This is a genomic window from Oryzibacter oryziterrae, from assembly GCF_021864535.1.
Lineage (GTDB): Bacteria > Pseudomonadota > Alphaproteobacteria > Rhizobiales > Pleomorphomonadaceae > Pleomorphomonas > Pleomorphomonas oryziterrae.
This window is the reverse complement of the sequence record NZ_JAKJIC010000030.1, coordinates 12,433-31,295: the sequence shown is the minus strand read 5'-3', so window position 1 is coordinate 31,295 and position 18,863 is coordinate 12,433. Positions and strand designations below refer to the sequence as shown.

The window sequence follows — 18,863 nt, the reverse complement described above, 5'->3', positions numbered from 1 at the left end:
GCATCCTTTGACCGTCAAATCCTTGCGGGGCCGCATCCCGCCAACGGGGAGAAGAACATGAAGAAAATCGCACTTCTGGCGGGCGTTGCGCTTGCCTTTGCCGTTTCGTCGGCTGACGCCGCCAAGCTGAAGGCCTGCTGGGTCTATACTGGCCCGATCGGCGACTTCGGCTACTCCTACCAGCATGACCAGGGCCGCCTCGAGGTCGAGAAGGAACTCGGCGACAAGGTCGAGACCGCCTATGTCGAGAACGTCGCCGAAGGCCCGGACGCCGAGCGCGTGTTCGAGCGCTTCGCCCGTGAAGGCTGCGGCATCGTCTTCGGCACCTCCTTCGGCTTCATGGATCCCGAACTCAAGGTCGCCAAGAAGTTCCCGGACGTGAAGTTCGAGCACGCCACCGGCTACAAGAGCGCCGACAACATGGGCCTGTACAACGCCCGCTTCTATGAAGGCCGCTACATCCTCGGCCAGATCGCGGCCAAGGAATCCAAGAAGGGCCTCGCCGGCTACATCGTCTCCTTCCCGATTCCGGAAGTGGTGATGGGCATCAACTCCTTCGTGCTCGGCGCGCAGTCGATCAATCCGGACTTCAAGGTGAAGATCGTCTGGGTGAACTCCTGGTTCGATCCGGGCAAGGAAGCCGACGCCGCCAAGGCGCTGTTCGACCAGGGTGCCGACATCATCGTTCAGCACACCGACTCCACCGCTGCCCTGCAGGTTGCCGAAGAGCGTGGCCTGAAGGGCTTCGGTCAGTCGTCCGACATGGCCAAGTTCGCCCCGCATGCCCAGATGACCGCCATCGTCGACAACTGGGGTCCCTATTACGTCAGCCGCGTCAAAGCCGTGCTTGACGGCACCTGGAAGGCCGACAACGCCTGGGACGGCATCAAGGCCGGCGCCGTGCACATGGCCGACTATGCCAACATGGCCGACGACACCAAGAAGCTGGCTCAGGAAACCGAAGCCAAGATCGCTGGCGGCTGGAACCCCTTCACCGGCCCGATCGTCGATCAGGACGGCAAGGAGCGCTATGCCGCTGGTGTCACGGCCCCCGATGGCGACCTGCTCGGCATGAACTGGTACGTCAAGGGCATCGACGACAAGCTGCCGCAGTAAGGCGATCGCGGCGGTCACACCCGACCGCCGCCGTCCCTCGTGCTCCGGCCGCGACTGTGGCGTGCCTCAATGCCCGCGATCAGTCGTACCGTGCACCCGGGATATGATGGAAGAAGGATCAGGGCCGGGGAGGGGGAACCCATTCCGGCCCCTTTCCACGAACCGTCAGGGAGGTCTCCGTCATGAACGGCTTGCTTTACGCCGGTCGACACCTGGCACAGGATCTCCTGTCGACGCTCGTGTTTGCTGCCGCCCTGACCTTGACCGGCCGGCTTGATGTCGCGGTAGCCTGCGGCGTGCTGCTCGGCATCGGGCAGGTGCTGTGGTCGTGGTACTCGGTGCGCCGGCTGCCGCTGTTTCAGGTCATCAGCCTGGTGATGGTGATCGGCTTCGGCACCGCCAGCCTGATCGCAGACGATCCGCGCATCGCCATGTTCAAGCCCAGCGTCATCTACGCCGTGATCGGCGTCGTCATGCTGAAGCCCGGCTGGATGCGGCGCTATGTTTCCGATCGGGTGAACGACCTGCTCGGCGACGTGTTGCAGGTCTTCGGATTTGTCTGGGCTGGCCTGATGCTTGCTACATCTGCCCTGAACGGCATTCTCGCCTATGGCGCGTCGATCGAGGTCTGGACCGGCTTTCTTGCCTTCTTCCCGATCGTCAGCAAGGTTGTGCTGTTCTTGGGTCAGTATGCCGTGATGAAGCGTGTCGGCCGCGCCCGCAAGCATCGCCAGGAGCTTGCCGCGGCAGCCGTCCCCTAGAGCTCCCGCCGATCGGGTCGAGTGAACCCGATCGAACAGTGAAGGCTCTGAGGGCGACGCGCCAAGTGGTCGTGTAAAGAGAGGGAACCAATTCATGCTCGCATTTGCTGCCGAATGGCTCAACATATTGATCAGATGGGCACATTTGGTAGTAGGCATTGGTTGGATCGGCGCCAGTTTCTTCTTCATCGCCCTCGATCTGTCCCTCAGGAAGCGGGCGGAAATGAACCCGGGCGTCTATGGCACCGCATGGCTGGTGCACGGCGGCGGCTTCTACAATGTCGAGAAATATCTCGTCGCGCCGGCGCAACTGCCCGAGGATCTGGTCTGGTACAAGTGGGAAGCCTATCTCACCTTCGTCACCGGCTTCCTGCTGATGTCGGTGCAGTATTATTTCAACGCCAAGTCCTATCTGATTGATCCGGCGATCCTGCCGCTGGCGCCTTGGCAGGCCATTGCCATTTCCATCGCCTCCCTGCTCGGCGGCTGGCTGATCTATGACCTTTTGCTGTGCAAGTCGCCCATCGGCCGCAACACACCGCTGCTGGCCGTCTGCGTCTTCGTTCTGATCGTCGGCGCGGCCTATCTTTTCACCCACGTGTTCTCAGGGCGCGGCGCACTTATCCATGTGGGCGCCATGGTCGGCACCATCATGGCCGCCAATGTGTTCCGCATCATCATCCCGAACCAGAAGAAGATCACCGCCGCACTGATGGCCGGAAAGGCGCCTGATCCGGCGCTCGGCGTCATGGGCAAGCAGCGCTCGGTGCACAACAACTATCTGACGCTGCCCGTGCTGCTGATGATGGTGTCGAACCACTACGCCCTGCTGACGGGCCATCCGCAGAGCTGGATTCTCGTCGCCCTGATCCTGGTGATTGGCGCCATGGTGCGGCATTTCCTCAATCGCCACGAAGCCGGCGATGCCTTTGCCAAGATCGTCTGGACCTTGCCGATCGCCGCCATTGCGCTGGTCGCCGCGCTGGCGATGACCGCCCCGAAGCCGCGCGAGACCACCGTGGGCGAGGTGACCGATCTCGACGTGCTGCGCATCACCGCCACCCATTGCGTGATGTGCCATTCCGCCAAGCCCACCCACGAAGGCTTTACCGAGCCGCCCAAGGGCCTGGTGCTCACCGACATCGAGCACATCCGCCAATACGCGCCGCTGATCAAGATGCAGGCGGTGGATTCGGAGACCATGCCGCTCGGCAACGAGACCGGCATCACGCGCGAGGAACGCGACGTGCTCGGCGCCTGGATCGCCGGGCAATAGTCTCTGGGTCTGGCAAAATACGTGTAACCCCGCGGTCGCACTGCAACAGCGACCGCGGACAGTACGCGGACAGCTTGTGCAAAGTATCTCCTTGGGCACGGACACGGGATGTTCCGGTTGTTGTCCAACGAGGTCTCACATGAAGAAGCTGATCCTTGCTCTCGCCCTTGCCACCACTGTTGTCGCCCCGGCTTATGCTGGTGGTCTGACCATCGCCAACCACAGCGGTGCTGACTGGGACGAGATCGAGTTCTCCAAGCCGGGCGCGGCTGACTTCTCCGTCAATCTTCTCGACGGTGCCCCGGACAAGTCCTTCGAAAACGGCATGACCTACGCTTCGCCGAAGGAAGTTGCTGCCGGCAACTATGACGTCCGCATCTATGACGATGAGGATCCGAACAGCGAGTGCATCCTCAAGGACGTGTCGACCGACGGCAAGACCTTCGAGTTCACGGCCGATCTCAAGGCCAAGTTCTGCAAGTCGTGAGGAAGGGCCGGCGTCTGCCGCCGCCCACCTGAGCGGACGCTGGCTTGACCTTGCGAACAGAAGGCGCCGCCGGATCCTGGAAACGGGGTCCGGCGGCGTCTTTCATTCAAGGCGCTCAGGCAGATAGTCTTCCCTGGCAAGATCGGAGAAGCGCGTCACCGACGCGTCGAAGGCGAGCTGCACCGTGCCGGTGGGACCGTGACGCTGCTTGCCGATGATCACCTCGGCCTTGCCCGCCACACGCTCCATTTCCGCCTGCCACTTGAAGAACTCTTCGGTGCCTTCCTTGGGCATGCGCGACTGCATGTAATATTCGTCGCGGTAGATGAACATGACCACGTCGGCGTCCTGTTCGATCGAGCCGGATTCGCGCAGGTCAGCCAGCTGCGGGCGCTTGTCGTCGCGGTTTTCCACCTGACGCGACAGCTGCGACAGGGCGATGATCGGCACCACCAGTTCCTTGGCCAGCGCTTTCAGGCCGGTGGTGATCTCGGTGATTTCCTGCACGCGGTTGCTCTGCGAGGATTTCGACGAGCCGCTCAGAAGCTGCAGATAGTCGACGATCAGCACGTCGAGACCGCGCTGGCGCTTCAGGCGACGGGCGCGCGCCGCCAGCTGGGCGATCGAGATGCCGCCGGTATGGTCGACATAGAGCGGCAGCGTCTGCATGCGCTGGGCCACGGCCGCCAGCTTGGAGAACTGCTGCTCGTCGATCGAACCGCGGCGGATGTCCGACGACGAGATTTCCGACTGCTCGGCGAGAATACGAGTCGCCAGCTGCTCGGACGACATTTCGAGGCTGAAGAAGCCGACAATGCCGCCGTTCACCGTCTTGAGCGAGCCATCCGGCTGCTCGGCCGCCTCATAGGCGTTGGCGACGTTGAAGGCGATGTTGGTGACCAGCGAGGTCTTGCCCATGGCGGGACGGGCAGCCAGGATGATCAAGTCCGAGCGCTGCAGGCCGCCCATGGTCTTGTCGAGATCGGCAAGGCCGGTGGAAATGCCGGACAGCTGACCGTCGCGCTGATAGGCGGCGGCGGCCATGTCGATGGCGTCCTTCAGGGCGTCGGAGAAGGTGTGGAACCCGCCCTCGTAACGACCGGTTTCGGCGATCTCGAACAGGCGGCGTTCGGCGTCCTCGATCTGTGCGCGCGGCGGCATGTCGATCGGCGCGTCGAAGGCGATGTTGACCATGTCCTCGCCGATGCGGATCAGGTTCCGGCGCACCGCGAGATCGTGGATGATGCGGCCGTAGTCCTCGGCGTTGATGATGGTGGTCGCTTCCGAGGCAAGGCGCAGGAGATACTGCGTCACCGGCACGTCGGCGATCTGGTAATCGGACGGATAGAAGGTCTTCAGCGTGATCGGCGAGGCCACCTTGCCGGCGCGGATCAGCTGGCCGATCTTCTCATAGATCACCTTGTGCTGCTCGATGAAGAAATGCGGCGGCTCAAGGAAGTCCGAGACACGGAAATAGGTCTCGTTGTTCATCAGCATGGCGCCAAGCAGCTGCCGTTCGGCTTCCACATTGTGCGGTGCCGAGCGGGTCAGGGCTGTCGCCTGTTCTTCAACTTTGCGGATCGAGGTTGCCATCAGCCAAAACGTATCGAAAGGAAGGGGATCGGAACTCTAGCAGCCGACCGGTCCGGAGTCGTCAGCAGGATAGGGGAGGCGCCGGACGACTCACCGATCATACCGTTATCCACACCCGAGCCCGCGGCAAATGTCACAGCTAATTAATTTTGCACGCGAATTTTGATTGGAGTGTTGACTCCATCAAAGCCGAATCGGGGCAAAAAAAGGGTGCCGAACCTGCGGCACCCTTTCCTTCAAGGTCTTGAAAACGCGGAAGATCAGAGCTCTTCGCGGTCCATGCCTTCTTCGTCGAGCACCGAGCCGACTTCGCGCACGAAGGTCTCTTCGCGGGCGTTGGCGGTGACGTCTTCACCCTTGGCCTGACGCTGGGCTTCGTCTTCCGAACGGGCGATGTTCAGGGTGATCGAAGCATGCACGTCGGCGTGCAGGATGATATCGATGGTGTGGATGCCGAGGTTCTTGATCGGAGCCTTGATGTCGACCTGGGCGCGGGTGATCGTGTGGCCGGCACCGGCCAGGATGTCGACGATGTCGCGAGCAGCCACGGAGCCGTAGAGCTGGCCGGTCTCGGCAGCCTGACGGACGACCACGAAGGAGCGCTGGTCGAGACCGATCTTGATCTGCTCGGCGCCAGCCTTGTGCTCGGCATTACGGGCTTCGATGTTGGCGCGATCACGGTCGAACTTGGCCTGGTTTTCCTTGGTGGCGCGGAGCGCCTTGCCCTGCGGCAGCAGGAAGTTGCGGGCATAGCCGTCGCGGACGCGGACGGTTTCACCGAGGTGGCCGAGCTTGCCGACGCGCTCAAGAAGGATGACGTACATTTGGTTTCTCCTGTTTGGTCCGATGGCCGGCACACTGCCGACCGTAGTGTCATGCCGCTCCCGCAGGAGCCAGCAATTTGCGTTTGAAGTTGAGCGGAGCATCCCCAAGGCCGACCAGCATCAGCGGCAGGAAGGGAAGTCCGAAAGTGAGGAAGATCAGGACATAGGTGACCACGAGCAGCGGCTTGCGGCTTGCCTTGCGGCGCACGAACAGATGCAGGTCACCGAGGCCGATCATCGAGAAGGCCATGCCGGCGGCGCCCGCAAAAGCCGCGGCAACCATGCCGACGGGGCCGTCAACAGCCGCAAGCACAAGCGCGACCACGAAGACGAGGCTCATATAGGACGGCAGGATCCAGTTGGCCGCCAGGTCGTCGCGCGGACGCACCGGACGCCCCGAATGACGCACCACCAGCAAGGCGATCCAGAGGTTGCCAACCAGAACCATCAAGCGGCCGTTGGCCGAGATCAGCGGCACCATCGACGCGAAGAAGTTCGAAATCGCATTGATGGTCTCATCATCCGGCACCTGACCACCGGAATTGACGAACGCTTCCTTGAGGCCCGCTGCCAAATCGACCGCCAGCTTTGCGGGGTCATAGCCGCCGACAACCAGCGACAGCACCACCATCACGGCGGACAGAAACGTCATCAGCTGGAAGAGGCGCGAATACGGGTACCATTCCAGACCGCCGGCCGCGGCCTCATTCTGCCGGGCAAGGCCGGCGTAATGGGCCACCAGAACCATGGGAACGGCAATGATCAGAGCCGTCGACGTCGCCTGCATCATGGCGTCGACGCCGGGCACCAGCGAGTTGAAGGTGATGATCAGGCCGACCCAGCTCACGAAAGCCGAGAGAATGCCGGCGCGGGTGCCCCAGCCGAGCGAGGCAATGGCGAGCGGGAGAGGGGCAACGAACACAAGCAGATCGCCCATCGATCCGCCCGCGACGGGGGCGGCGATCAGGAGGGCCGAGGCAATACCGCCTGCAAGGCCGACAAGGAGCGCGCTAGGGTTCATTTCGGTTTCCGCTGTCCCGCAACATCTGCGGTTAGGGGCATCGAGCCGTCGGCCATACCCCAACTTGCTTAAAGACAAAGGCGCCGCACCAAAGGCGCGACGCTGGATTTCACAACAGACCGGTCAGGAACCGGCCGGCGTCATCACTTGATGACGAAGGGCAGCAGGCCGAGAATGCGGGCGCGCTTGATGGCCTGGGCCAGTTCGCGCTGCTTCTTGGCAGACACCGCGGTGATGCGGCTCGGAACGATCTTGCCGCGCTCGGAGATGTAGCGCTGCAGCAGACGGACGTCCTTGTAGTCGATCTTCGGGGCGTTGGCGCCGGAGAACGGGCAGGTCTTCCGACGACGGAAGAAGGGACGACGGGCGGCGGGGAGAGAGGTGATTTCCATTCTCTATTACTCCATATCGCCGATGTCGGCATCACGACGCGGGCCACGGTCGCGGCGCGGGCCACGATCGCCACGCGGGCCGCGGTCGGGACGGCCATCACGGCCGGCGGGAGCGCCTTCGCGGTCGTCGCGGTCACGCTTCTGGAGCATGGCCGACTGGCCTTCTTCGAGCTCTTCAACGCGGATGGTCATGAAACGAAGAATGTCTTCGCTGATGCTCATCTGGCGTTCCATCTCGGCCACGGCAGCGTGCGGGGCATCGATGTTGAACAGCACGTAGTGAGCCTTGCGGTTCTTCTTCATGCGGTAGGCCAGGGCGCGGAGACCCCAGTTCTCGACCTTCTTGACGGAGCCGCCATTGCTTTCAATGACAGCCTTGTACTGGTCAGCCAGAGCTTCGACCTGCGGGCCGGAGACGTCCTGGCGAGCCAGGAACACGTGCTCGTAGAGCGCCATGCTGGATCAGCCTTTCTAAAGTTCCATATCACCCGGCGCCTAGCCTCTGCGAACCCACTGGAAAGGCTCGACAGATACGAGATCGAGAGCGGAGACACGGGAAGACGGATTCGATCAAAAATCCATGCAGACACGTGGCCTGCCTTCCGTTCAGCCCCCAGCCGGGCATCATTCGTCATGAACGACCCCGGGCTCATACAGGATGTTCCCCGCAAAAGCAATGGCCGATCCAGCTTGCGCCCGCCAGCAGCCTGACAACGGCACGAAAGCGACAATCCCTGGTGCAATATCCCTGATTGCGCGGCCGGATCGACGCCAGGCAGCATACCGATTGCGCCGCCATGAAACGAGAGCCGATTCTGGCAAACTAATAACTGAACAAACGTCATTTAGCGTGGTGCAAGGTTGCCTTTCTGCGTCTCTGGATGGAATGTGCTGCTTGCACTTGAGAGGGGATGACATGATTGACCGCAGGCAGCTGCTTCTCGGAGGTTTGAGCTCCGCCATTCTGCTTCCGTCGTCGCTGGCTGAGGCGGCTACAAGCAAGACGCTCAAGCCGGTCGGCAGTCCGCGCATCCTCAAGACCAACCTGCCGAGTGGCAGTGGCCCGGTGCAGATCGTGTCGGCGTCTTCGAGCTTTCCTCGCATTGCCCGCGTCGAGCTGCTTTCAGACGGCAGCCGCAGTCGCCTTGCCTTGCATAACGTCGGCTCAAGTACACTGCCGATGTATGACTTCATGGCGACACTGAACGGCAGGATCACCGCCTATTTTGCGTTTGCCGATGGCCGACGGGGCTTCATCACCCAGTCGACACCGAAGTCGGGCGGCTGCGAGTTCAGCTACACTCTGACCTCGACCAAGGGTGTCGTCGCGTCTGGCTATCCCATCAGGCTGTTCACCTCGCCCAAGAACTATGTCCTGAACCTCGCCTATCCGATCGGCGGCGATCGCTTCCTCTATTCCTTGTGCCTCAATGACTTCGGCCCGGCCAGCCGGGCTGCAGCCGCGCCGTTCACCGTCAATCGCATCGCCGCCCAGCAAGGCAAAACCTTGATCGACGGGCTGAATCTCTTCGAGTTCGGCACCAATGGCGTGTTCTCCGAGATCGGCGCCTATCCTCTCCCCAATGGAGACGTCATGCTCGGCGTAGCATCGCACGAGAAGATCGGGGTCTGGGGCGATATCCAGCTCGCGCAACTCGACAAGTCAGGACGACTGACAAGAGGTGGGGTCTTGAGCGGTGCGGTGGGACAGCTCGGCGCCGACGCTGTCTTTGGAACGACGACACTCGGCCGCAAGTTCTGCATCGGCTCGGCCAGCCGGCTCGAGAAGATCGGCGGCGTGGCTCACCTGCATTTCCAGATGGTCGGCGCCATAGAACAGAAGGATGGCAGGTGGACCAGATTGTCCGTGCCGGAGGCGCCGTCCACCATGGGCTACACCTTCCGCGCCTGTCCGCTCGACCTCGGACGCATTCTGGTCGTCTGGGGTAGCACCTTCGACGTCAACGACGATGGCGTGAAGATGGTCTACAGCCTGCGGGCCGCCATCTGGAACCCCGACGGCTCCTATTATTGCAAGCCGGTGACGATCGCACAGCTGCCGTCCACAGGCCTCATCGACGATGTGCGTGGCACGGCACGCAGCGGCTTCCTTGTCGCCGGTCGCCTCACGCGCAGGGGCTCTACCGATGGCGCCATGGACGCCTTCGCCTTGCCGCTGACGCTCGAGTAAGCACGCCATCTGGCCCAACTTCAGCTCAAAGAGCCCGGCTTCTCCAAAAGGGGGAGGCCGGGTTTTGATTCAGGGTCGCCGGGATGGTCGCACCAGATTCGATCGCAGAATCAGGATGATCGTCGAAATTGGCCATGCAGGGCGGCGGCTGGCGCACTGCCTTCGGGGCGCGACAGAAGTTTTTTTGCCAGCAAAACCCAGCATTTTCGCGACTTCGGAAAAATCCGTCCGAAAAAATGAAAAAGGGCGCTTGACTTCCCCCGGTCCATTCCCTAAATCACCGCTCACCAACACGGAACGCGGCGCTGCCGAACGACAGAAACCGGTTCCGATACGACCCAGCGGGGGTGTAGCTCAGTTGGTTAGAGTGCCGGCCTGTCACGCCGGAGGTCGCGGGTTCGAGCCCCGTCACTCCCGCCACTTCTTCCTGAAAATGAAGTGATTTGAAGCGCCAAGGCGAAAGCCTTCAAGTGCTTTGTTAGCGCGATTTGACGCCTCATCCACCAAATCGATCCACCGCCATCCTGATTTCGTCGGCATCCCCCTGAGACACGCCATCGGGCGCAAAGCGCACGGGCGCGGCTTTTGCCTGCGCGATGTAGCGATAGATCATCAGCGCCGAGAGATAGCTTCCATTGGCGGTAGGGTGATTGCCGTCTGTGGTCAGCGCCAGACGCGGATCGGCCTGATGCACCATTTCCCAGGCGTGACCGGTGTTGATCAGGGGAACATGATTCTCCTCCCCGAACAGCCGGTGCTCGCTCTGGATCTTGGACAGATAGTAGCGACGCTCCTGGGCGTCACCGTTGAAGTTCTCTTCGCCATAGACCCAGCCAACATTGATGGCGATGGGCGAGCCCCCCTTCAGGCGGTCCTCGTTCACCAGCAGGCGTCCGAACTCATGGAACTTCCTGTTGTCTTGCTCATACCATTGGGCTGCGCTTTCCGCCTGAAGGATCACATGGTCCCAGTGCTGCGCCAAAAGTGCATGCACCTCGGGGCTCCGCCAATGGGTTTCGAAGGTTGCGGCACCGACGGCATGCGAGGTGACGACGTAGCGAACCGGCGCTTCGGCGGAATCGGCGATCGGGCGGATCATGTCCGGCATGTCGTTGCAGAAGACACGGCTGTTGCCGATGATCAGAACCGTCTCGACCGGCCGGTCGTCCATCATGTCGAGTGTCGTTTGCCAGGCGTGCGCAGCGCCGGTCTGGATGGGTGGAGACAGGGAACACGCCGTCGCCAATACCATAAACAAGACACTGGCTCTTGGAGTGATCATGGCTCCGGTTCCTGCTTTCGGCCCCTCAACCGGCGCGAACGGCTGACGACACGTCCTGACGCTTGGGCTACCCAATCCTGGACCAAGAAGACAATCTGGGGAAGAACTCAACGCAGCCAATGCGAGAAAGTTGGTGGCATGATTTTCAGACCGTAAACCTGAGACGCAGCGAGCCTGCGACCATTTGGGTATCCAGGGTGTAAATACCTTGTATCACTTGACTTTTTGCGCGATATGCCCTGATCTGCTGGCGTTGTTTGCGACAAAATAGCTCGAAGAACAGATAGTTGCTCGCAGCTTTGGCTTTGAGAATGACGCCTCAACCCAGGAGATTGGAATGGCAGGCGGATTGGGTAGCAAGTTATTGACGACAGTCGCCTTGGGCGTTGCGCTCAGTGTCGGTTTGCCGGAAAAGGGTAGTTTCATTGACGCGGCCTATGCCGCAAGCAGCAGCAAGACCGCCAAGATGACGGCCGCGCAGATCCTGACCAAACAGGATCAATCGCTGGTCTATATCATCAAGGCCTATTCCGGCCTGTCCAAGGCAGATCGGGCCAAGTCCGGTCCAATGCTGAAGGCCATCACCGAATCCAGCAAGGCCATCCGCGCCGTGCAGAAAGCGACCAAGACTCGCAACTCGCGCGATTTTGCCGCCAACGTTCCCAAGCTGGCCGCCGCCATCTCCAAGCTTGAGCGCACCTATGCCCTGTCCGGCATCAGGGACAAGAAGGTCGCGCTCGGCATGAAGTCGATCCACAGCCTGTGGGGTCTTTACGTCAAGCAGATCCAGGGCCATGCGCCGGCCAAGGGCAAGGCGTACACCCAGCGCAACACGCGCCGCATCAACGCACTGCGCCAGCAGGTTCGCCAGATCGGACATCGCCAGGGTCGCTCGGGTGATCAGCGCGCCCTGCGCATGATGAACCGCATGCTCGACCTGGCGCTTGCCGCCAACCAGCGTCCCGACGGCGCCTGGTATGCGGCCATGCTGCTGGCCGACTTCTACGGCTACTACGCTGGCTCTTACGACTATTACATCGCCTATGAGCCGAGCTACGCCAGCTATTACGCCGAGTCCTGGCGCTATGTGTCGACGGAAGTCTCCTATTCCTACAGCGAGAGCTACTCCTACTATGAGTCCTACTCCTGGAGCTCATACGAGGAGACCGTCTCGGTCAGCGAGTCCTATGATTTCGGCTACTCGCAGCAGGAATATGCCTCGTTCGAGAGCGAATACGAATCCTCTCGCGAGACTTACGAAAGCACCACCGAACAGCTCTACAGAGAATCGGACGTCTCCTCGTCGATCGACAGCATCGAGGACGTAGCGGCTTCGTCCAGCGATATTCCCGACGCGGCCGTTTCCAATGATGCGTCACTGGATGAAGTTCCGGCGGATCTGCCTGAAGTGTCCGACGACGCTCTGGAGCAGGCCGTCGTTTCCGATGACGGCGCTGACAGCGAAGACGCCGCCGGCGCAGGCGATGGCGGGGACGCCGTTGATCAGGGCGGAGCGGATACCGGCACGGACGGCGCCTCGGGCGACACCCCCGACCAGGGCGGTGTCGACAACGGCGATCAGGGCAATGACAACGGCGACACCGGTGCCGATGGCTCGACCAATGACGGCTCGGACCAGGGTGGCGTCGACGACGGCAGCACGCCTGACGATGGCTCGTCGATGGACAATGGCGATCAGGGCAACGACAACGGCGACACCGGTGCCGATGGCTCGACCGACGGTAGCTCGGACCAGGGTGGCGTCGACGACGGCAGCACGCCTGACGATGGCTCGTCGATGGACAACGGCGATCAGGGCAATGACAACGGCGACACCGGTGCCGATGGCTCGACCAATGACGGCTCCGACCAGGGTGGCGTCGATGACGGCAGCACGCCTGATGATGGCTCGTCCCTGGACAACGGCGATCAGGGCAATGACTCCGGCGATACCGGTGCCGATGGCTCGACCGACGGTGGCTCCGACCAGGGTGGCGTCGACGACGGCAGCACGCCTGACGATGGCTCGTCCCTGGACAACGGCGATCAGGGCAATGACTCCGGCGATACCGGTGCCGATGGCTCGACCGATGACGGTTCCGACCAGGGTGGCGTCGACGATGGCAGCACGCCTGACGACGGCTCGTCCCTGGACAACGGCGATCAGGGCACCGACAACGGCGACACCGGCGCAGACGACTCGTCCAGCGGCGACTCGCAGGATTGCCAGCCGACGCCTGATGGTGGCACCACCTGCGATGCGGCTCCCGACGATGGCTCGTCCGATCAGGGCGGTGCGGTCGATGACGGCAGCACCGACGACGGTTCCTCCATGGACAATGGCGACACTGGTGCCGATGACTCCTCCGGCGATTCCGGAGATCAGGGCGGCGCCGTGGACGATGGCGGTTCCGACGACAGCTCGTCGCTCGACAGCGGCGACACCGGCAGCGATGACAGCAGCTCGGATGCCGGCAGCTATGACGACGGCAGTTCCGATCAGGGCGGCGGCGATGCCGTCGACGATGGCAGCTCGGACGCTGGCAGCTATGACGACGGCAGTTCCGACCAGGGCGGCGGTGAAGCCGTCGACGATGGCAGCTCGGACGCTGGCAGCTATGATGACGGCAGCTCCGACCAGGGCGGCGGTGAAGCCGTCGACGATGGCAGCTCGGACGCTGGCAGCTACGAAGACAATAGTGGCGGAGACACCAGCTACGAAGATACCAGCGGTGATAGTGGCGGAGATGCCAGCTACGAAGACACCAGCGGTGATAGTGGCGATAGCGGCAGCTACGATGACGGTGGCGGCGACAGCGGTGGTGGCGACGGAGAAGTTGTCTACGACGAAGGTGGCTGACCGTCTGCGCGCGCCCGAACCGATGGTTCATCGGCGTGTGGGCCAAGAAGGCTCGTTGAAAATGATCTGACCTGTCACAGGCCGCTCCGGACAACCGGGCGGCCTTTTTCACGGGCGTTCGCAGACGGAGCTGACGACCTCGCGCCCAGGATCAAACCAGCGGCGGAAAGTCGCGTTCCCGGATCGCAGGGCAGGGTGCGAGCGTGATTTCTGCCCCACTTCAACGTGACACGACCATGAACCTACTGGAAATGGGGGCTTGGGGAGTGCTATTGCCTGCTTCCGCGATGAATTCGTCCGGCACGCCATCCCAATGTGCGCCGGTCGGGGCGGGGCAAGGATGCGGAAGCACGGTCCGTGCCTTGTTCAACATTTCAAACTCAGCCGGACGGCCATTTTCATGCAGACCAACACCTCGTCGTTGCAGTTCGATGTCAAGCCGAACGCCAATCCGATGCCGGAAGCCGAACGCCTTGAAGCCTTCAAGAATCTGGGCTTCGGCACACTCTTCTCCGATCACATGGCGATCATTCGCTGGAGCAAGGGCAAGGGTTGGCACTCGGCCGAGATCAAGGCGCGTGAGGCTTTCGCCATGGATCCCGCCGCCAGCGTGTTGCATTACGCCCAGGCGATCTTCGAGGGCATGAAGGCCTATCGCACCGCCGACGGCCGCGCCGTGCTGTTCCGTCCTGACGAGAATGCCCGCCGCTTCAACGATTCCGCCCGTCGTCTGGCGCTGCCCGAGCTGCCGGAGGCCGACTTCCTCGCCGCCGTTGAACAGCTGGTGCGTACCGACGCCAAGTGGATTCCATCGGGCGAGGGCAGCCTTTATCTGCGCCCCTTCATGTTCGCCTCCGAGAGCTTCCTCGGTGTTCGCCCGTCCACCGAAGTGATCTTCAGCGTGATCGCCTCGCCGGTCGGCCCCTATTTCAAGGGCGGCGCCAAGCCGGTGAACATCTGGGTGTCGGAGAAGTACACCCGCGCCGCGCCCGGCGGCACCGGTGACGTCAAGTGCGCCGGCAACTATGCCGCCAGCCTGGTGGCCCAGGCCGAAGCCTATGCCAACGGCTGCGACCAGGTGGTCTTCCTCGATGCCGCCGAGCATCGCTGGGTCGAGGAACTGGGCGGCATGAACGTCTTCTTCGTGATGGACGACGGTTCCATCGTCACCCCGCCGCTCGGCGGCAGCATCCTGCCGGGCATCACCCGCAAGTCGCTGATCGAACTGGCGCGCGAGCAGGGCCTCAACGTCCGCGAAGAGCCCTATGCCTTCGACCAGTGGCAGGCCGATGTGGCCAGCGGTCGCCTCAAGGAAGCCTTCGCCTGCGGTACGGCCGCCGTGGTGGCCGCCATCGGATCGGTGAAGTTCTCCACCGGCGAGTTCGTCATCAACAATCGCGAAAACGGCCCGGTCACCACTCGCCTGCGCGAAGCGCTGACCTCGATCCAGCGCGGTGCCACCAACGACAGCCACGGCTGGGTGCGCGAGCTCGCCGGCATCTGAGACCGGTCAGACCGAAACGGAAATGCAAGCGGCGGCTCCATCCCTTGGGCCGCCGTTTTTGCTTGCCGTCAACTGCGCAGGCGATAGTCGGCCGGCGCGCTCTCGGCCATCACCACCAGCCCGTTGGGCATATCGTTCTCGTCCACACGGCGGCGCACTTCCTCGGCCGGCAGGTCATAGCCCTGCCAGCGCCGCGTCAAGCGGGCGCGCAACTCGGCCTCCGGCACCTCCACGGCCACCGTCACATCGAACAGCGGCTTCAGATCGCGCCAGCCCGGCCGGTCGAGCAGCAGATAGTTGCCCTCGCAGACGATGATGCGGATCGACGAGGGGATCAGCCGCGCGCCGGCGCGGGCGATCTCGATGTCGCGGTCGAACACCGGCACCGCCACATGCGCCTCGTCATTCTTCCTGAGACGCTCGATCGTGTGGCGCAAGCCGCCGACGTCGAAGGTTTCCGGAGCCCCCTTGCGCGGGCGCAGACCGGCCGGGATCAGATAGAGATCGTCATAGTGATAGCCGTCCATGGGCATCAGCGCGGCAGACCCCGGTTCGGCAGCATTGAGGGCATCGACCAGCGCTTCGGCGAGCGTCGACTTGCCGGACGCCGGCGCCCCGGCGATGGCCGCCATCACGCGGCGTTGGGGCGCAAGGGCAAGAAGATGACGGGCGAGGTCGGCGGCGGTGATTTCCTGGGTCATGACGTCTTTCGCGCTTTGGCTTGTTCCGGACGCCGACCTTAGCCGCAACGCCGCGCCTTGTTAATCCGCCACGCCTAAGGGTTTCTCCCCCATTGACATCGCCCTTGCAGAACCTTCACCCGTGACAGCGTGTCGCCCATCTTCAAGCCCTGAAATCCGCGGGATCGCCGGGAAACCGGGAATTGTCCGGTCAAAGCGCGCGCCGGATATGTCGGAATCCTTCAAGACGGTCGGAAGGGGCGCCTCTAAGCTCGCGACAATAACTGCAAAACAAGAGGGTGCAGGGTCATGGCAGAATTTCCCCAGAAGGCGAAGGTCGTCATCATCGGGCTCGGGGGCATCGTGGGCGCTTCGGTGGCGCACCATCTGATCGAGCGCGGTTGGGACGACATCGTCGGCATCGACAAGTCGGGCATCCCGACGGACATCGGCTCGACGGCGCACGCCTCCGACTTCTGCTACACCACCAGCCATGACTTCCTGTCGGTGTGGACCACCCAGTATTCCATCGATTTCTACGAGAAGATGGGCCACTACGCCCGCGTCGGCGGCCTTGAGGTTGCCCGCGTCGGCGACGACGACCGCATGGACGAGATCAAGCGCAAGGTCGCCTCGGGCAAGGCCTTTGGCACGCGCGTCAGCCTCGTCACCCCCGCCGAGATCAAGGAGAAGTTCCCCTTGATCGAGGAAAGCGTGGTGCAGGGCGGCATGTGGGACCCGGATGCCGGCCTCGTCATCCCGCGCTCGCAGACCGTGGTCGGCAAGCTGGTCGATCAGGCCGAGAAGACCGGCAAGCTTACCGCCTTCGCCAACACGCCCGTGCAGTCGCTGGTGATCGAGAACGGCCGCATCAAGGGCGTCGTCACCCATCGCGGCACCATCATGGCCGACTATGTGGTGGTCTGCACCGGCATCTGGGGCCGCCTCACCGCGGAACTGGCCGGCGAGGACCTGCCGGTCATGCCGATCGACCATCCGCTGACCTTCTTCGGGCCGTATAACGAGTTTGCCGGCACCGGCAAGGAAATCGGCTGGCCGCTGCTGCGCGACCAGGGCAACTCGGCCTATATGCGCGACACCGGCGATCCGAAGACCGCCGAGGGCGGCCAGATCGAGTGGGGCTATTACGAGGAGCACGAGCCGCGCTTGTGCCATCCGCGCGAAATCCTCGAAAAGCACGAGGCGCGCCTGTCGCCCTCGCAGCGCGACCTCGACATGGAACAGATCATCGGCCCGCTCGAGCGTGCCATGGAGCTGACGCCCATCCTCGGCGAGATCGGCTATAACGAAGGCCATTCCTTCAACGGCCTGCTGCAGGTCACCTCCGACGGCGGCCCGTCGGTGGGTGAGAGCCAGAAGGTGCGCGGCCTTTGGTATTGCGTCGCCATCTGGGTCAAGGACGGTCCGGCCTATGGCAAGCTGGTCGCCGACTGGATGACCGACGGGCGCACCGCCATCGACCACGCCAAGATCGACTATTCGCGCTTCTATCCGCATCAGCTGAAGGAAGACATCATCGAGAGCCGCTGCCGCGAGGCGGCCTGCAAGGTCTATACGCCGGGCGTGCATCCGCGCGAGCCCTTCGGCACCGGGCGCAACATCCGTCACTCGCCCTTCTACGAGCGCGAGCAGGAGCTCGGCGGCTACTTCATGGAGCTGGGCGGCTGGGAACGCGCCCACGGCTACGCCGCCAACGAGCATCTTCTGGCCAAGTATGGCGACCGCGTGCCGGTGCGTGCCAACGAGTGGGACAACCGCCACTTCTGGCGCGTCTCCAACGCCGAGCAACTGGCCATGAGCGAGGATGCCGGCATCATCAACCTGTCGCACTTCGCCATCATCGACGTCGAAGGCCCTGACCATGTGGAGCTGCTGGAATGGCTCTGCGCGGCCAAGATCGGCGGTGACGCCAACATCGGCAAGGGCATTTACACCCACTTCCTCGATGAAGAGGGCATGGTGCGCGCCGACCTGACGGTGTTCCGCATGGCCGATCGTTGCCGCATCGTCGACGGCGCCGACGCCGGCATGCGCGACTACAACTACATCAAGCGCACGGCCGAGGATAAGGGCTTCAACGTCACCGTCACCAACGTGACCGAGAAGTATGTCACCATCGGCTTCTGGGGCCCCAACGCCCGCGTGAAGCTGCAGACCGTGGTGGAAGATCCCGCCGGCCTCGAAGCCGCCAACTTCCCCTTCGCCGCCATCAAGCCGATCAGGATCGCCGGCAAGAACGTCTCGGCCTTCCGCATCTCCTATGTGGGCGAGCAGGGCTGGGAACTGCACATGGCCTATGAGGACGGCCTCGCCGTCTGGGATGCGCTGCGCTCCACCGGCGCCATCGCTGTGGGCATCGAGACCTATGCCAACAGCCGCCGCATGGAAAAGAGCCTGCGCCTGCAGAACGCCGACCTTCTCACCGAGTATAACCTGCTCGAAGCCGATCTGGCCCGTCCCAAGGTCAAGGAAGCCGACTTCTGCGGCAAGGCCAAGCACCTTGAGTACCGCGCCCGCGATCATCAGCCGGCCATGCTCTGCACGCTCGTGCTGACCGACACGGTCGACGTGAACGGCGTCACCCGCTATCCGGTCGGCGTGCTGCCGGTGATCGATCCGGCCACGGGCGAAACGCTGGTCGACGAACTCGGTCGCCGCTCCTTCACCACCTCGATCGCCTTCGGGCCGTCGGTCGGCAAGAACATCGCGCTGGCCTACATCCCGCACGCCTTCGCCCAGGAAGGCCGCAAGCTCGAGGTCCAGTATTTCGACAGCGTCTTCCCCGCCGAAATCACCGGCGTCGGCTACAAGGCACTCTACGATCCCGAGAACCTAAAGCCGCGTAGCTGATCCTT

The 18,863-nt window shown here is 62.8% G+C and carries 15 protein-coding genes and 1 tRNA gene; 9 read left to right on the top strand and 7 right to left on the bottom strand.

Features of this window, described 5'->3' with window-relative positions; translation table 11 throughout:
- Window positions 1-57 precede the first annotated feature (57 nt).
- The 4 genes from L2I41_RS20305 to L2I41_RS20290 all read left to right on the top strand — a co-directional run bounded on the left by L2I41_RS20305 (window position 58) and on the right by L2I41_RS20290 (window position 3,640).
- Entirely contained in the window at window positions 58-1,116 is a 1,059-nt protein-coding gene (locus tag L2I41_RS20305; RefSeq protein WP_237155452.1) for a BMP family ABC transporter substrate-binding protein, read from the top strand.
- A 182-nt stretch (window positions 1,117-1,298) separates the two neighbouring features.
- A complete protein-coding gene (locus L2I41_RS20300) occupies window positions 1,299-1,877 on the top strand; it encodes an inner membrane-spanning protein YciB (protein ID WP_237155451.1) in 579 nt (192 codons plus the stop codon).
- A 94-nt stretch (window positions 1,878-1,971) separates the two neighbouring features.
- Window positions 1,972-3,153 (top strand): urate hydroxylase PuuD, encoded by a 1,182-nt coding sequence (locus tag L2I41_RS20295; protein WP_237155450.1) that lies wholly within the window; start codon window positions 1,972-1,974, stop codon window positions 3,151-3,153.
- Window positions 3,154-3,292: 139 nt separating this feature from the next.
- Complete coding sequence (locus L2I41_RS20290) at window positions 3,293-3,640, top strand: hypothetical protein (RefSeq protein WP_237155449.1); 348 nt, start codon at window positions 3,293-3,295, stop codon at window positions 3,638-3,640.
- Between the two features lie 102 nt (window positions 3,641-3,742).
- Here the strand turns inward: L2I41_RS20290 and L2I41_RS20285 are convergent, their stop codons facing one another.
- The 5 genes from L2I41_RS20285 to rpsF form a co-directional block, all read right to left on the bottom strand.
- On the bottom strand, window positions 3,743-5,233 hold the full coding sequence (locus tag L2I41_RS20285; RefSeq protein ID WP_237155448.1) for a replicative DNA helicase: 1,491 nt from the start codon (window positions 5,231-5,233) through the stop codon (window positions 3,743-3,745).
- 260 nt (window positions 5,234-5,493) lie between these two features.
- A complete protein-coding gene (gene rplI / locus L2I41_RS20280; protein ID WP_237155447.1) occupies window positions 5,494-6,057 on the bottom strand; it encodes a 50S ribosomal protein L9 in 564 nt (187 codons plus the stop codon).
- A 49-nt stretch (window positions 6,058-6,106) separates the two neighbouring features.
- The gene (locus tag L2I41_RS20275) at window positions 6,107-7,078 is read right to left on the bottom strand and encodes a hypothetical protein (protein ID WP_237155446.1); all 972 of its coding nucleotides are present in this window, start codon (window positions 7,076-7,078) and stop codon (window positions 6,107-6,109) included.
- Between the two features lie 143 nt (window positions 7,079-7,221).
- Window positions 7,222-7,470 carry a 30S ribosomal protein S18 gene (gene rpsR / locus L2I41_RS20270; protein WP_237155445.1) on the bottom strand — a complete coding sequence of 83 codons (249 nt, stop codon included), beginning with the start codon at window positions 7,468-7,470 and terminating at the stop codon, window positions 7,222-7,224.
- Window positions 7,471-7,476: 6 nt separating this feature from the next.
- Window positions 7,477-7,926, bottom strand: a complete 450-nt coding sequence (rpsF, locus tag L2I41_RS20265) for a 30S ribosomal protein S6 (RefSeq protein ID WP_237155444.1) — start codon at window positions 7,924-7,926, stop codon at window positions 7,477-7,479.
- Window positions 7,927-8,386: 460 nt separating this feature from the next.
- Here rpsF and L2I41_RS20260 point away from each other — a divergent pair, with 460 nt between their 5' ends.
- Window positions 8,387-9,661, top strand: a complete 1,275-nt coding sequence (locus L2I41_RS20260; RefSeq protein ID WP_237155443.1) for a hypothetical protein — start codon at window positions 8,387-8,389, stop codon at window positions 9,659-9,661.
- Window positions 9,662-10,004: 343 nt separating this feature from the next.
- Window positions 10,005-10,081 (top strand) — tRNA-Asp (locus L2I41_RS20255).
- Window positions 10,082-10,157: 76 nt separating this feature from the next.
- Here the strand turns inward: L2I41_RS20255 and L2I41_RS20250 are convergent.
- Window positions 10,158-10,835, bottom strand: a complete 678-nt coding sequence (locus tag L2I41_RS20250; RefSeq protein ID WP_237155442.1) for an SGNH/GDSL hydrolase family protein — start codon at window positions 10,833-10,835, stop codon at window positions 10,158-10,160.
- 445 nt (window positions 10,836-11,280) lie between these two features.
- Between L2I41_RS20250 and L2I41_RS20245 the strand changes: the two genes are divergently transcribed.
- Complete coding sequence (locus tag L2I41_RS20245; protein ID WP_237155441.1) at window positions 11,281-13,803, top strand: hypothetical protein; 2,523 nt, start codon at window positions 11,281-11,283, stop codon at window positions 13,801-13,803.
- Window positions 13,804-14,203: 400 nt separating this feature from the next.
- The gene (locus tag L2I41_RS20240; RefSeq protein ID WP_237155440.1) at window positions 14,204-15,307 is read left to right on the top strand and encodes a branched-chain amino acid aminotransferase; all 1,104 of its coding nucleotides are present in this window, start codon (window positions 14,204-14,206) and stop codon (window positions 15,305-15,307) included.
- A gap of 68 nt (window positions 15,308-15,375) precedes the next feature.
- Here the strand turns inward: L2I41_RS20240 and L2I41_RS20235 are convergent, their stop codons facing one another.
- Window positions 15,376-16,008, bottom strand: a complete 633-nt coding sequence (locus L2I41_RS20235) for a nucleoside/nucleotide kinase family protein (protein WP_237155439.1) — start codon at window positions 16,006-16,008, stop codon at window positions 15,376-15,378.
- A gap of 288 nt (window positions 16,009-16,296) precedes the next feature.
- On the opposite strand from L2I41_RS20235, the gene L2I41_RS20230 reads away from it, so the two are divergent.
- Window positions 16,297-18,858 (top strand): GcvT family protein, encoded by a 2,562-nt coding sequence (locus L2I41_RS20230; protein WP_237155438.1) that lies wholly within the window; start codon window positions 16,297-16,299, stop codon window positions 18,856-18,858.
- Window positions 18,859-18,863: the final 5 nt, after the last annotated feature.